Annotated in this window: 9 protein-coding genes and 1 pseudogene; 4 read left to right on the forward strand and 6 right to left on the reverse strand. The window is 71.8% G+C overall.

Going from position 1 to position 13448, the window contains the following annotated elements; genetic code table 11:
- Window positions 1-70: 70 nt before the first annotated feature.
- Together ACWGB8_RS35120 and ACWGB8_RS35125 are read right to left on the reverse strand one after the other, a co-directional pair.
- Window positions 71-556: a ribose-5-phosphate isomerase gene (locus tag ACWGB8_RS35120; RefSeq protein WP_452217715.1), complete on the reverse strand. Its 486-nt coding sequence runs from the start codon at window positions 554-556 to the stop codon at window positions 71-73.
- A 78-nt stretch (window positions 557-634) separates the two neighbouring features.
- Window positions 635-1234: a biotin transporter BioY gene (locus ACWGB8_RS35125; RefSeq protein ID WP_452217716.1), complete on the reverse strand. Its 600-nt coding sequence runs from the start codon at window positions 1232-1234 to the stop codon at window positions 635-637.
- Between the two features lie 386 nt (window positions 1235-1620).
- On the opposite strand from ACWGB8_RS35125, the gene ACWGB8_RS35130 reads away from it, so the two are divergent.
- Window positions 1621-2934 (forward strand): amino acid permease, encoded by a 1314-nt coding sequence (locus tag ACWGB8_RS35130; RefSeq protein ID WP_452217723.1) that lies wholly within the window; start codon window positions 1621-1623, stop codon window positions 2932-2934.
- A gap of 78 nt (window positions 2935-3012) precedes the next feature.
- Here the strand turns inward: ACWGB8_RS35130 and ACWGB8_RS35135 are convergent, their stop codons facing one another.
- Entirely contained in the window at window positions 3013-3645 is a 633-nt protein-coding gene (locus ACWGB8_RS35135) for a mycothiol-dependent nitroreductase Rv2466c family protein (RefSeq protein ID WP_452217717.1), read from the reverse strand.
- A gap of 254 nt (window positions 3646-3899) precedes the next feature.
- Here ACWGB8_RS35135 and pepN point away from each other — a divergent pair, with 254 nt between their 5' ends.
- Window positions 3900-6467: an aminopeptidase N gene (gene pepN / locus ACWGB8_RS35140; RefSeq protein WP_452217718.1), complete on the forward strand. Its 2568-nt coding sequence runs from the start codon at window positions 3900-3902 to the stop codon at window positions 6465-6467.
- A gap of 95 nt (window positions 6468-6562) precedes the next feature.
- Here the strand turns inward: pepN and ACWGB8_RS35145 are convergent, their stop codons facing one another.
- Together ACWGB8_RS35145 and acnA are read right to left on the reverse strand one after the other, a co-directional pair.
- Window positions 6563-7858: a glycoside hydrolase family 18 protein gene (locus ACWGB8_RS35145; protein WP_452217719.1), complete on the reverse strand. Its 1296-nt coding sequence runs from the start codon at window positions 7856-7858 to the stop codon at window positions 6563-6565.
- Between the two features lie 227 nt (window positions 7859-8085).
- Window positions 8086-10719: pseudogene (gene acnA / locus ACWGB8_RS35150) on the reverse strand (aconitate hydratase AcnA); the annotation flags it as partial.
- A gap of 302 nt (window positions 10720-11021) precedes the next feature.
- On the opposite strand from acnA, the gene ACWGB8_RS35155 reads away from it, so the two are divergent.
- The gene (locus ACWGB8_RS35155) at window positions 11022-11420 is read left to right on the forward strand and encodes a type II toxin-antitoxin system VapC family toxin (RefSeq protein WP_452217720.1); all 399 of its coding nucleotides are present in this window, start codon (window positions 11022-11024) and stop codon (window positions 11418-11420) included.
- Window positions 11421-11692: 272 nt separating this feature from the next.
- Complete coding sequence (locus ACWGB8_RS35160) at window positions 11693-12259, forward strand: superoxide dismutase family protein (protein ID WP_452217721.1); 567 nt, start codon at window positions 11693-11695, stop codon at window positions 12257-12259.
- 46 nt (window positions 12260-12305) lie between these two features.
- Here ACWGB8_RS35160 and argF read toward each other — a convergent pair whose 3' ends face one another.
- Window positions 12306-13307: an ornithine carbamoyltransferase gene (gene argF / locus ACWGB8_RS35165; protein ID WP_452217722.1), complete on the reverse strand. Its 1002-nt coding sequence runs from the start codon at window positions 13305-13307 to the stop codon at window positions 12306-12308.
- Between the last annotated feature and the right edge of the window lie 141 nt (window positions 13308-13448).

A 13448-nucleotide genomic window follows, 5' to 3' on the forward strand; every position in this document is an offset into this window, starting at 1 on the left:
GCTCCACCTCGCCTACGAGCGCCTGGTCAACGCCATCCACAACGAGGACACGGTCGCCGGGGGGGAGGGATCAGCCCTGGGGGTGGTGGGCCGGGATCGGCGGGAGCTCGCCGGTGGTCTCGTACTCGCTCAGCATGGTGATCCGGCGGGTGTGCCGCTCGTCGCCGCTGTAGGGGGTGTTGAGGAAGATCTCGACGAACTTGGTGGACTCGTCGAGGGTGTGCATCCGGCCGCCGACGGAGATCACGTTGGCGTTGTTGTGCTCGCGGCCGAGCGCGGCGGTCTGCTCGCTCCAGGCCAGCGCGCAGCGCACGCCCTTGACCTTGTTGGCGGCGATCGCCTCGCCGTTGCCCGAGCCGCCGATGACGACGCCCAGCGCCTCCGGGTCGGCGGCGGTGCGCTCGGCGGCCCGCAGGCAGAACGGCGGGTAGTCGTCGAGGGCGTCGTAGATGTGCGGCCCGCAGTCGACCGGCTCGTGGCCGGCCTCCTTCAGCCACTCCACGAGGTGGTTCTTCAGTTCGTATCCGGCATGGTCGGAGCCCAGGTACACGCGCATGGCAGCAGTGTGGCATGCGCGCGGACCCGGGCTCCGCAGCGGGGCCCGCCGGCGCCCCGGGGCGTCGGCGGCGGGGTGTCAGCGCCGGCCGGCGAGCTTCCAGACCAGCGGCAGGGCGCCGGCGGCGAGGGCGGCCTTGAGGGCGTCGCCGACCAGGAACGGGTAGAGGCCGAGTTCGGCGGCCCGGGCGAGCGTGACGTCCAGCGCGAGCGCCAGGTAGGGGACGCCGACCGCGTAGATCGCGAGGCTGCCGAGGACCATCGCGGCGGCGGTGTGCAGCGGGCTGCGGTCGGCGCCGCGGCGGGCCAGCGCGCCGGTGAGGCCGGCGGCGAGGACGAAGCCGATGACGTAGCCGAGCGAGGGGATCGTCCAGCCGGAGGCGCCCTCGGTGAACCAGGGCAGGCCCGCCATGCCGGCCAGCAGGTAGAGGGCGAGCGAGGCGATGCCGCGGCGGGCGCCCAGGGTGGTGCCGACCAGCAGCGCGGCGAAGGTCTGCCCGGTGACCGGCACCGGGGAGCCGGGGACGTTCACCGACAGCTGCGCGGCCAGCCCGGTGAACACGGCACCGCCGGCGACCAGGGCGAGGTCGCGGGCCTGGGCGCCGAGCCGGGTGGACGCCGCGGGCAGCAGGTCGGCGAGGACGGCGCGGGCCGCGGTGGGGGTGCTGGCTGTCGCCATCGGTTTCTCCACTTCCGGATGGTCAATAGGGTGAACGACTGCCAACCTACGCACCGGACGGCCGGATCGCCGCCGCGGAACCGGACAAACCCCCGGAGCCCGATCTTGTCGGATTCGCCCCACGCGAATCCTTCCAATCGGTGCGGATCCGGTCACTTTGGGTCATCGACCGGTCCGCATCGTGGGCCGCGGAGCGAACGTGTTGGCATGGACAGCGGCGTGCCCGGATATTGGGCGACCTACCCCGATATCCGAACGCGGGATATCCGTACAGTCTGGAACGAAACGTGGCCCGTACCTCCGCGCCCCCGGCGCCCGGGACGACCTCCGCCCCTCCGGCCGACGGTCAGCAGCTGTCGCACGGCCTCAAGCAGCGCCACCTGTCGATGATCGCCCTCGGCGGCGTCATCGGCGCCGGCCTGTTCGTCGGCTCCGGCGCGGGCATCGCCGCCGCCGGACCGGCCATCGTCCTGGCCTTCGTGCTGTCCGGCCTGCTGGTCATGCTGATCATGCGGATGCTCGGCGAGATGTCGGCGGCCCGCCCCGCCTCCGGCTCGTTCTCGGTGCACGCCGAGAAGGAGATCGGGCCGTGGGCCGGGATCACCGCCGGCTGGATGTACTGGGTGATGCTCTGCTGCGGCGTCGCCGCCGAGGCCACCGCCGCCGGGAAGATCATGCACGGCTGGGTCCCCGGCGTCTCCGCCTGGGTCTGGGTCGGCCTCTTCATGGTCTTCTTCTGCGCCAGCAACCTCACCGCCGTGAAGAACTTCGGCGAGTTCGAGTTCTGGTTCGCCGCCGTGAAGGTCGCCGCGATCATCGCCTTCCTGGTGCTCGGCACCCTCGGCGTGGCCGGCGTGCTCGGCGACGGCGCCCCCGGCACCGCCAACCTGACCGGCGAGGGCGGCTTCCTGCCCAACGGCACCAGCGGCCTCATCGTCGGCCTGCTCGCCTCGGTGTTCGCGTACGGCGGCCTGGAGACCGTCACCATCGCCGCCGCCGAGTCGGACGACCCGAAGAAGAACGTCGCCAACGCGGTGCGCACCGCGGTCTGGCGGATCGCGATCTTCTACATCGGCTCGATGGCGCTGGTCGTCACCCTGGTGTCCTGGAAGGACCCGTCGGTCGTCGAGAACGGCCCGTACGTCACCGTGCTCCAGCACCTGGGCGTGCCCGGCGCCGGCACCATCATGGAGGCCGTGGTGCTGATCGCCCTGCTCTCCGCGATGAACGCCAACATCTACGGCTCCTCCCGGATGGCGTACTCGCTGGTCTCCCGCGGCCAGGGTCCGAAGGCGCTCGCCAAGGTCTCCGGCGGCGTGCCGCGGATGGCCGTGATCGCCTCCTGCCTGTTCGGCTTCGGCGCGGTGCTGGCCTCCAAGTTCTGGCCCGACACCGTCTTCACCTGGCTGATGAACACCACCGGTGTCGCCATCCTGGTGGTCTGGCTGTTCATCTGCATCGTCCAGCTGAAGATGCGCCGCCGCCTGGACCGCGAGGCCCCCGAGCTGCTGACCGTCCGGATGTGGGGCTTCCCGTACCTGACGTACGTCGCGATGGCCGCCGTCGTCGCGATCCTCGGCCTGATGACCACCACCGAGGGCAACCGGCAGCAGCTGTACGCCGCCGGGGTGCTCGTCGCGGTGCTGATCACCGCGGGGCTGCTCAAGCAGCGCAGGGACGCCGCCGCCCTCACCCGGTAGCGCCCGCGCACGGAACGGGCCCGGTACCTCCCCTGGTACCGGGCCCGTTCCGTGCGTCCGGAGGACGCGGGGGTGCGCTCACTCGAAGGAGGGGCCGGCCGTCCGGGTGCGCTTGATCTCGTAGAAGCCGGGGGTGCCGGCGACCAGCAGGGTGCCGTCCCACAGCCGGGCGGCGGCCTCGCCGCGCGGGGTCGGGGTGACCACCGGGCCGAAGAACGCGACGCGCTCGCCGTCCGCGCCCTCCACCGCGATCACCGGGGTACCGACGTCCTCGCCGACCAGGGTGATGCCCTCCTTGTGCGAGGCGCGCAGGGCCTCGTCGTACGCGTCGGTGTCGGCGGCGTCCGCCAGCTCGGCCGGCAGGCCCGCGGCGACCAGGGCCGCCTCGATGGTCTCGCGGGTCCGCGGCAGCGCCTCGTTGTGGAAGCGCGTGCCCAGCTCGGTGTACAGGCGGCCGAGCACCTCGTCGCCGTGCTGCTGGGCGGCGGCGATGCAGATGCGGACCGGGCCCCAGGCGCTGTCCAGCAGCTCGCGGTAGTTCTGCGGGAGGTCGCGGTGCTCGTTCAGCACCGAGAGGCTCATCACGTGCCAGTTCACGTCGACCGGGCGCAGCTGCTGGACCTCGATCAGCCAGCGGGAGGTCATCCACGCCCACGGGCAGGCCGGGTCGAACCAGAAGTCGGCGGTCTTGCGCTCAGCGGCAGTCGTCACGGCTGTCGTCCTTCTCAGGCGTCGGAACTGGACGGGATCGGGGGCGGCCTCGCACCGCGCACCCGGGGCGCGCCCCCGGCGCACCCTCCCACGGGACCAACACCCGCTCGCCGCCGGTGATTCCGGCCGTACGCACCGTTTTGTGCAATGGTACCGGCGCAGGGGCCGTGAAAGGATGCCTCCCGGTGCACTGACCAACACACCGCACAACCGCAATCCGCACCACCGTGCGAGCCGGACAAAGGAGTACCGCCGTGCCGGGCAAGAACCTGAGCCGCGACGAAGCCCAGCAGCGGGCCAGCATCCTGACCGTGGACCGCTACGAGGTCCGGCTGGACCTGACCTCCGCCCCCGACCCGGCGGCCGGCACCTTCCGCTCCACCACCACCGTCGCGTTCCGCTGCGAGCGCCCCGGCTCCGCGACCTTCGTCGACCTGCTCGCCCCGGCCGTGCGCGCGGTCACCCTCAACGGCCGGGCACTCGACCCCGCCACCGCCTTCGACGGCGCCCGCGTCCACCTCGACGACCTGGCCGCCGAGAACCTCCTCACCGTGGACGCCGACTGCGCCTACAGCCGCACCGGCGAGGGCCTGCACCGCTTCACCGACCCGGTGGACGGCGAGACCTACCTGTACACCCACTACGAGCCCGCCGACGCCCGCCGGGTCTTCGCCACCTTCGAACAGCCCGACCTGAAGGCGCCGTTCACCTTCACCGTCACCGCGCCCGCCGACTGGGACGTCCGCTCCAACGCGGCCCACGACCGGGTCACCGCCGAAGGTACCGCCCGCACCTGGGAGTTCGCCGCCACCCGGCCGATCTCCACCTACCTCACCGCCGTCGTCGCCGGCCCGTACCACGTGGTCACCGACCACTACAGCCGCACCCTCGGCGACGGCACCGCGCTGGAGATCCCGCTCGCCGCGCTCTGCCGCAAGTCCCTCGCCCGCTACTTCGACGCCGACGAGATCCTCGGTGTCACCAAGCTCGGCCTGGACTTCTTCCACGAGACCTTCGACTACCCGTACCCCTTCGGCAAGTACGACCAGGCGTTCGTCCCCGAGTACAACATCGGCGCCATGGAGAACCCCGGCTGCGTGACCTTCCGCGAGGAGTTCGTCTTCCGCTCGCGGGTCACCGAGGCCGCGTACGAGGGCCGCGCCAACGTCGTGCTGCACGAGATGGCGCACATGTGGTTCGGCGACCTGGTCACCATGAAGTGGTGGGACGACCTCTGGCTCAAGGAGTCCTTCGCCGACTTCATGGGCTCCTACGCCCTCATCGGCGCCGGCACCCGCTACTCCTCCGCCTGGACCACCTTCGCCAACCAGCGCAAGGCGTGGGCCTACCGGCAGGACCAGTTCCCCACCACCCACCCGATCACCGCGGACATCCGCGACCTGGAGGACGCCAAGCTCAACTTCGACGGCATCACCTACGCCAAGGGCGCCTCGGTGCTCAAGCAGCTGATGGCGTACGCCGGGGCCGACGCCTTCTTCGAGGGCGCCCGCCGCTACTTCAAGCGCCACGCCTTCGGCAACACCGTCCTCGGCGACCTGCTGGACATCCTGGAGGAGACCAGCGGGCGCGACCTCAAGTCCTGGGCCGCCGCCTGGCTGCAGACCGCCGGCGTCAACTCCCTGACCCCGCAGGTCACCGTCGACGCCGAGGGCCGCATCACCGAGCTCGCCGTGCTGCAGGACGGCGAGCCGGCCCGCCCGCACCGCATCGCCGTCGGCCTCTACGACCGCGACGCCGACGGCGCGCTGGTGCGCACCGACCGGATCGAGCTCGACCTCACCGGCAACCGCACCGTCGTCCCGGCCGCCGCCGGCCGCCCGCGGCCCGCCCTGGTGCTGCTCAACGACGACGACCTCACCTACTGCAAGATCCGCTTCGACGGGGAGTCCCTGGAGACCCTGCGCTCGGGCCTCGGCGACATCCGCGACGACCTCGCGCGCGCCCTGGCCTGGTCCGCCCTGTGGAACCTCACCCGCGACGGCCTGATGCCCGCCCGCGACTACATCGCCCTGGTGCTGCGCTTCGGCGGACAGGAGAGCGACATCGGCGTCCTGCAGTCGCTGCACCAGCAGTCCAAGACCGCCGTCGACCTGTACGCCGACCCGGCCTGGCGCGGCGAGGGCGGCCGGCTGCTCGCCGACGGCGCCCTGCGCGAACTGCGCGAGGCCGCGCCCGGCGGCGACCACCAGCTCGCCTGGGCCCGCTTCCTCGCCCAGACCGCCAACGGCGCCGAGCACCTGCGCCTGGTCCGCGGCCTGCTCGCCGGCAGCGCCCGGATCGACGGCCTGGACGTCGACCAGGAGCTGCGCTGGTCGCTCTGGCTGGCCCTGTCCGCCGCCGGACAGGCCACCGACGAGGAGCTCGCCGCCGAACTGGAGGCCGACAACACCGCCAGCGGCAAGCGCCAGTACACCCAGGCCCTCGCCGCCCGGCCCACCCCCGAGGCCAAGGCCGCGGCCTGGTCCGCCGTCGTCGACTCCGACGAACTGCCCAACGCCCTGGTCGAGGCGAACATCGCGGGCTTCGCGCTGCCCGCGCACCGCGACCTCACCGCGCTCTACGCCGCGCCCTACTTCAAGCTGCTGGAGCGCGTCTGGTCCGAGCGCACCATCGAGATCGCGATGCGCATCGTCGGCGGCTTCTTCCCCGGCGCGCAGACCTCCGAGCAGACCCTCGCCGAGGCCGACGCCTGGCTGGACGGCCACCCGGACGCCGCACCCGCGCTGCGCCGGCTGGTGCTGGAGCGCCGCGACGACCTGGCCCGCGCCCTGCGCGCCCAGGCCTGCGACCGCCTCGCCTGACCTCTCCGCCGTACGCCCCGGCGCGCCCGCCGGCGCGCACCGGACGGGCCCGCCGCCGTACCGCACGGCGGCGGGCCCGTCCCGTTCCTGCGGCCTCAGCCGCGCTGCAGGCCCCGGTGCAGGGCGTCGATGCCGCTGCCGCGGGCGTCGTCGCCGTCCAGCGACCAGACCATCACGCCGCCCAGGTCGTTCCACCGGGCGTAGCGGGCCTTCCGGTCGAGCACCTCGGCGGTGTCGTAGCTGTAGAAGGTGCTGCCGTCGTACTTCCAGCTCGCGCCGTGGGCGCGGTCCACGTACACCGTGCCGGGCAGCGCGTTGACCTCCTTGTAGGAGAGGTCCGCGGTGGCCGCCGCGGCCGGCTGGTACAGGCCGCCGCGCTGCCCGGCCGGCACGCCGGTCCAGCCGTGGGCGTAGAACGGCACGCCCAGCACGGTCTTGGCGGCCGGCAGGCCGTGGCCCGTGTAGTACGCGACCGCCTTGTCGGCGCTGCGCTGGCGCGGGTCCGCGTCGGTCGGGTCGGAGTACAGGTTGGCGTGGTGGTTGGCCGGGCCCTTGCCCTCCCACGGCCCGTGCAGGTCGTAGGTCATCAGGTTGAGGAAGTCGACCGACCGGGCCAGCCGGGGCAGTTCCAGCCGGCCGGCCACCGTCTCGTTGGCGGCGACGGCCGCGGTGAGCAGGTAGTGCGGGCCCCGGCGGCCGGACAGGGCGTCGAGCTGGCGGCGGAACTCGGCCATCAGCAGGGTGAAGTTGCGCCCGTCCTCGGGGCGGACGACGTTGCCGGCGTCACCGCCGCCGCCCGGGTACTCCCAGTCGACGTCGATGCCGTCGAACACCCCGGCCGCGGCGCCCCGGCCGCCCTCCGCGGTGCCGAGCACCGGCAGGTCGCCCTTGATGTAGAGGTCGAGGCAGGAGGAGACGAACTTCCGGCGGGCCTCCTCGGTGGCGGCGGCGTCCGAGAAGTACCTGGACCAGCTCCAGCCGCCCAGCGAGACGACCACCTTCAGCTGCGGGTTCTTCGCCTTGAGCTTGCGCAGCTGGTTGAAGTGGCCCTTGAGCCGCTGGCCGGGGGCGTCGGCCCTGCCGTCCACCGACTCGGCGGCGGAGAAGGCGCGCTGGTAGTCGTTGCGGGCGTCGCCCTGGCCCGGCTCATTGCTCTCGAAGCAGGTCCCGTCGGCGGAGACGTTGCCGAAGGCGTAGTTGATGACGGTGAGCTTCCCGGCCTGGCCGGAGTCCTGCACCCGCTTGGCCGAGCTGTCGGCGCCCCACTGGGTGAAGTAGCCGACGCGCTCCCCCTTCAGCCGGGGACCGCGGTCGTGGGCCTGGGCCGTGGGGGCGGCGATCACGGAAGCCACCGTGACGGCGGCGAGGAGGGCAGCGGTTCGACTGATCATGCGCATACGAGAAGACCTGCGGCTTTCTCTGAGTCAGCGTCAAGTGGTCTGGACCAAGCTGACATAGAGGTTTAGTCCATTCGCGGCGCAACGGCAAGGGGCCGGGCACGAATGGTGCACAGTGCAGAACGCGGGCGCGGTGCGGCGGGGCGGGAACACGGCAGAGGCCGGACCGCGCGAACGCGGTCCCGCCTCAGGCGGGTCGGGCGGGTGGGGCCGCCGATACGGCGGCGCAGCCCCGCCTGCAGGATGCCGCCGTTGCGGTAGTAGTCCGCCTCACCGGGGGTGTCGATGCGCACGACCGCGTCGAACTCGATGTCGCCGGCCTTGACCTTGACGGTCGCGGGGGTGCGGCCCTCGTTGAGCTCGGTCACGCCGGTGATGGAGAAGGTCTCCTCGCCGGTCAGGCCGAGGGAGTCGGCGTTCTGGCCCTCGGGGAACTGCAGCGGCAGGACGCCCATGCCGATCAGGTTGGAGCGGTGGATGCGCTCGTAGGACTCGGCGACGACGGCCTTCACGCCCAGCAGCGCGGTGCCCTTGGCGGCCCAGTCGCGGGACGAGCCGGAGCCGTACTCCTTGCCGGCCAGGACGACCAGCGGGATGCCGGCGGCCTGGTAGTTCTGCGAGGCGTCGTAGATGAACGACACCGGCGCGTCGGCCTGGGTGAAGTCGCGGGTGTAGCCGCCCTCGGTGCCCGGCGCGATCTGGTTGCGCAGGCGGATGTTGGCGAAGGTCCCGCGGATCATCACCTCGTGGTTGCCGCGGCGCGAGCCGTACGAGTTGAAGTCGCGCTTCTCCACCCCGTTGGCGGTCAGGTACTGCGCCGCCGGCGTGCCGGGCTTGATGTTGCCGGCCGGGGAGATGTGGTCGGTGGTGACCGAGTCGCCCAGCTTGGCCAGGACACGGGCGCCGGCGATGTCGGTCACCGGGCTCGGGGTCTTGGCCATGCCCTCGAAGTACGGGGGCTTGCGGACGTAGGTCGACTCGGCGTCCCACTCGAAGGTGTTGCCGGTCGGGACCGGGAGCGACTGCCAGCGGTGGTCGCCGGCGAAGACGTCCTGGTAGCCCTTGTCGAACATGGCCTCGTCGATGGAGCCGGCGACGACGGCGGCGACCTCCTGCTCGGACGGCCAGATGTCGGCGAGGAACACGTCGTTGCCGTCCGCGTCCTGGCCCAGGGCGTCACGGGTGATGTCGACGTTCATGTTGCCGGCGAGGGCGTAGGCGACCACCAGCGGCGGGGAGGCCAGGTAGTTCATCTTGACGTCGGGGTTGATCCGGCCCTCGAAGTTGCGGTTGCCGGAGAGCACCGAGACGACCGCGAGGTCGGACTCGTTGACGGCGGCCGAGACCTCCTCGGGCAGCGGGCCCGAGTTGCCGATGCAGGTGACGCAGCCGTAGCCGACCAGGTTGAAGCCCAGCTTCTCCATGTACGGGAGCAGGCCGGCCTTCTCGTAGTAGTCCATGACGACCTTGGAGCCGGGCGCCAGGGTGGTCTTGACCCAGGGCTTGACGTGCAGGCCCTTCTCCACGGCCTTCTTCGCCAGCAGGGCGGCGCCCAGCATGACGGAGGGGTTGGAGGTGTTGGTGCAGGAGGTGATCGAGGCGATCACGACCGCGCCGTTGTCGATCTCGTAGGACGAGCCGTCGGGGGCGGTGACGGCGGTCGGCTTGGACGCCTCGGCGGAGTACGTCGGCAGCGCCTCGGCGAACTTCTCGGCGGCCTCGGCCAGGATCACGCGGTCCTGCGGGCGCTTCGGGCCGGAGATCGACGGGACGACGGTGGAGACGTCCAGCTCCAGGTACTCGGAGTAGACCGGCTCGACCGACGGGTCGTGCCAGAGGCCCTGCTCCTTGGCGTACGCCTCGACCAGGGCGAGCTGCTGCTCGTCGCGGCCGGTGAGCTTCAGGTAGGTGATGGTCTCGGCGTCGATCGGGAAGATCGCACAGGTCGAGCCGAACTCCGGCGACATGTTGCCGATGGTGGCGCGGTTGGCCAGCGGGATCGCGGTGACGCCCTCGCCGTAGAACTCGACGAACTTGCCGACCACACCGTGCTTGCGCAGCATCTCGGTGATGGTGAGCACCAGGTCGGTGGCGGTGGTGCCGGCCGGCAGCTGGCCGTTGAGCTTGAAGCCGACCACGCGCGGGATCAGCATGGAGACCGGCTGGCCGAGCATCGCGGCCTCGGCCTCGATGCCGCCGACGCCCCAGCCCAGCACGCCCAGGCCGTTGACCATGGTGGTGTGCGAGTCGGTGCCGACGCAGGTGTCGGGGTACGCCTGGCCGCCCCGGACCATGACGGTGCGGGCCAGGTGCTCGATGTTCACCTGGTGCACGATGCCGGTGCCGGGCGGGACGACCTTGAACTCGTCGAAGGCGGTCTGGCCCCAGCGCAGGAACTGGTAGCGCTCCTTGTTGCGGCCGTACTCGATCTCGACGTTCTGGACGAAGGCGTCCGGGGTGCCGAACTTGTCGGCGATGACGGAGTGGTCGATGACCAGCTCGGCCGGCGCCAGCGGGTTGATCTTGGCCGGGTCGCCGCCCAGCTCCTTGACGGCCTCGCGCATGGTGGCGAGGTCGACGACGCACGGCACACCGGTGAAGTCCTGCATGATCACGCGGGCGGGCGTGAACTGGATCTCCTGGCTCGGCTGGGCGTCGGCGTCCCAGTTGCCGAGGGCGCGGATGTGGTCGGCGGTGATGTTCGCGCCGTCCTCCGTGCGGAGCAGGTTCTCCAGCAGCACCTTGAGGCTGTACGGCAGCCGCTCGGAACCCTCGACGGCGGAGAGCTTGAAGATCTCGTACGACTCGTCGCCCACCTGCAGCGAGCTGCGGGCGTCGAAGCTGTTCGCGGACACGACTGACTCCTTCTAGGTGCTTCGTGCGGTATCCGGCCGCCACGGTGGTAAGGTGAGCCTTACTAAGGTTCACCTTGCCCGCATCGCCGGCGAGCGCCTCTCGGCAAGTATCTTGATGTCGAGATATATCGTAGTGAGCAGTTATCTCGATGTCGAGATAAACCATAGTGCATGCCCGCCCGTTCACCACCTCGGCATGCCCTCCCGCGTTCCCCCTCCACCGGAATCCGTCCCCGCGGACTGCGGGTACGGTGGTCGACGAGCCGACAGACCGACCGACCGGGGGCGGAACGATGATCGTGGTGGACGCGTCCGCCCTGGTGCTGGCCCTCGCGGACGAGGGCGAGCGCGGCACCGCCGCCCGCGCCGAACTCGCCGCCGGCGGCGAATGGGTGGCCCCCGAGCACGTCGTCATCGAGGTCATGCAGTCCCTGCGCGGTCTCTACCTGGCCAAGGAGCTCACCGCCGAGCGGGTCGCCGAGCTCGCCGCCCGACTGCCCGACCTGGCCATCCGCAAGGTCGAGGTGACGCCGCTGCTCGGCCGCATCTGGGAACTCAAGGACAACCTCACCCCCGACGACGCCGCCTACGTGGCCGTCGCCGAACGGTACGGCGTGCCGCTGGTCACCGCCGACCTGCGGCTGATGCGGGCCAGCGGGCCGCGCTGCGAGATCCGCGGCATCCACGGCGCCCGGAGCTGAACGGCGGCCCGGTCCGCGGGGGCGCCCCCGGCGGTACTCGGCCGGGTGGGGCACGGGGGTGGCGGTTCGGGCGTCCCCGGCAGGCGCAGGGCGGGGCGCGGCAGAGGCACGGCGCGGCAGGGGCACGGCGTGGCGGTGTCACGTCCGGATGAGTGGTGACACGTCCGGGTGATGCGGGCCGGACGCCCGGCACGGCGCCCACCGGCGCCGCCCGCCGCTCCGGGAGCATCGGGAGGTTGCGCTCCACCCGACCCCCGGAAGGCCGACCGCCGATGCCCGCACCGTACGCCGCCGCGCTGCTCCCCCTCCTGCTGCTGCCCGTACCCGCCGAGCCCGACCGCAGGCCCGTCCCGCCGGCCGACCCGGCCCCGGTCGTCGTCGACGCGGACTTCGACCCGGCGACGGCGTTCGTCCCGCCGCAGGCGATCAGCCACGACCCCGAGCTGGTGCCGTACGGCTCGCACGTCCGGGTGGTGGTGGACCGCACCGCGCCGGGCGGGACCGCGCTCACCGTCCGGGTGGAGGGCGTCGCGCCGGACCACCGGTTCCCGGTCCACCTGCACACCGGCCCCTGCGGCGCCGACCCGGCCGCGTCCGGCCCGCACTACCAGGACGCGGTGGACCCGGTGCAGCCGTCCACCGACCCCGCGTACGCCAACGACCGCAACGAGCTGCGCCTGGAGCTCGCCACCGACCGCCGGGGCGACGGGACCGCGCGGGCGGCCGTCGACTGGCAGCCCCGCACGGGCGGGGCCCGGTCACTGGTGCTGCACGCGGGCCACCCGGCCGGGACACGGGCCCCCGGCGACCGGGCGGCCTGCGTCGACCTGCCGCTCTGAGCGGCGGGGGCCGCTAGGGCGCCCGGCAAAAATTGTCGGACACGCCCTATGAACCGAGGGTCGCGACCAGGACGGCCTTGATGGTGTGCAGGCGGTTCTCGGCCTGGTCGAAGACCACGGAGTGGTCCGACTCGAACAGTTCGTCGGTGCACTCCAGTTCGGCCATGCCGGTCGCCTCGTACATCTGCCGGCCGATCACCGTGCCCAGGTCGTGGAAGGCCGGGAGGCAGTGCAGGAACTTCACGTTCGGGTTGCCGGTGGCCCGGACGGTGTCCATCGACACCTGGTACGGCCGGAGCAGCGCGATCCGCTCGGCCCAGACCTCCTTGGGCTCCCCCATCGAGACCCAGACGTCCGTGTAGAGGAAGTCGGCGCCGACCACGCCCGCGTCGACGTCCTCGGTGAGGGTGATCCGCGCCCCGGAGACGGCGGCCAGCCCGTACGCGGCCTTCTGTACCTCCTCGGCCGGCCAGAGCTGCTTCGGCGCGACGATCCGGATGTCCATGCCGAGCAGCGCGCCGGTCACCAGCAGCGAGTTGCCCATGTTGGAGCGGGCGTCGCCGAGGTAGGCGAGGACGACGTCGTGGAGCGGCTTGGCGGTGTGCTCCTGGATCGTCAGCACGTCGGCCAGCATCTGGGTGGGGTGCCACTCGTCGGTCAGACCGTTCCAGACCGGCACCCCGGCGTGGGCGGCCAGCTCCTCGACGACCTCCTGGCCGTGGCCCCGGTACTCGATGCCGTCGAACATCCGGCCGAGCACCCGGGCGGTGTCCCGGATCGACTCCTTGTGCCCGATCTGCGAGCCCGCCGGGTCGAGGTAGGTGGTCGCGGCGCCCTGGTCGTGGGCGGCGACCTCGAAGGCACAGCGCGTCCGGGTGGAGGTCTTCTCGAAGATCAGCGCGATGTTCCTGCCGCGCAGGCGGGGCACCTCGGTGCCGGCGTACTTCGCCGCCTTCAAGCCGGCGGCGAGGTCCACCAGGAAGCGGAACTCCTGGGGAGTGAAGTCGAGCTCCTTGAGGAAGTGCCTGTTCCGGAGGTTGAACGCCATGCCTGGCTCCCGAGTCGTTCCTTGTGGTGGGTCGTGCGGTGGTCGTTCGGTGCGTGGTGCCGGACGTGAAGTGGCAACTATATACGACACTCGGAATTTATATGCAGAGGGGCGGAACGGCCGGTTGCCCGGGAGGAGCTC

The sequence above is a fragment of the Kitasatospora sp. NPDC054939 genome, from assembly GCF_053610105.1.

Bases quoted from the DNA above. Each gene is read 5' to 3' on its own strand.
- argF (WP_452217722.1), bottom strand. From the start codon at position 13,307: ATGGCGTTCAACCTCCGGAACAGGCACTTCCTCAAGGAGCTCGACTTC.
- ACWGB8_RS35130 (WP_452217723.1), top strand. From the start codon at position 1,621: ATGATCGCCCTCGGCGGCGTCATCGGCGCCGGCCTGTTCGTCGGCTCC.
- ACWGB8_RS35125 (WP_452217716.1), bottom strand. From the start codon at position 1,234: ATGGCGACAGCCAGCACCCCCACCGCGGCCCGCGCCGTCCTCGCCGAC.
- ACWGB8_RS35120 (WP_452217715.1), bottom strand. From the start codon at position 556: ATGCGCGTGTACCTGGGCTCCGACCATGCCGGATACGAACTGAAGAAC.
- ACWGB8_RS35145 (WP_452217719.1), bottom strand. From the start codon at position 7,858: ATGATCAGTCGAACCGCTGCCCTCCTCGCCGCCGTCACGGTGGCTTCC.
- ACWGB8_RS35160 (WP_452217721.1), top strand. From the start codon at position 11,693: ATGCCCGCACCGTACGCCGCCGCGCTGCTCCCCCTCCTGCTGCTGCCC.